The sequence below is a fragment of the Bowmanella yangjiangensis genome (assembly GCF_017255015.1).
In the GTDB taxonomy this organism is placed as follows: Bacteria; Pseudomonadota; Gammaproteobacteria; order Enterobacterales; family Alteromonadaceae; genus Bowmanella; species Bowmanella yangjiangensis.
Genome location: NZ_JAFKCS010000460.1, coordinates 1 through 605, shown reverse-complemented (window position 1 = coordinate 605; position 605 = coordinate 1). Strand labels below are relative to the sequence as shown.

General features: G+C 61.8%; 1 protein-coding gene. It reads left to right on the top strand.

The features are described from left to right. On the top strand, positions 1 to 195 hold a 195-nt coding region (locus J0A65_RS25145; protein ID WP_206596953.1), incomplete at its 5' end, for a hypothetical protein. Between the last annotated feature and the right edge of the window lie 410 nt (positions 196 to 605).

Here is a 605-nt window from a genome sequence, read left to right as displayed (position 1 = left end):
GGACGCCTTTGTCCAAGTCCCGAGTCCCCGGGAAGTGCGGCGCTCTTCGTTGAGCGTCGCGCTTTGATCAAGTTGTGTCGTCAGCAATGCAGCGCTTGTGCCAAGTCGCCCGAGCCGCTGCTGTCGGGCGTTTCAGAGCAGGGTGGTGGCCCACCTCATGGCGCGGGTGCACTGTTTCAACGCCGGATGCGCTGATCTGGTGCGCGGCGCCGTTGGCTTCAGCGAATGGATTCGACCTGGCGCGCCGGGCTTTCCAGTGCTGCGACGACTCCGCAGAACGCACTCGCCGATGCCGAAGTGGCGTGCGTAGGCAGAGGCAGTGCGAGCAGGGACCAGGCCGAGAGGCTGGCGATCAGAGCCGTGCGTTGAGCGCGCTTGCGTATGGCTGGCATTGCGGTTCCTCCCAAGGTCAGCCTGGCATGCTGCCGATTCGTCGATGAACCTGGCATGACAGGCTGTTTATCGTTATGCCCTAAGGCGTAGCAGAGGATTCAGCAACTGTCACGCCAACAGGTCAGTTATCCGACCACGCGATTGACCTTGGGGAACTTGGCGCCGAATTCCTGCGGCATCTGCACGACCTTCGACTGACGGTAATCGAAGAA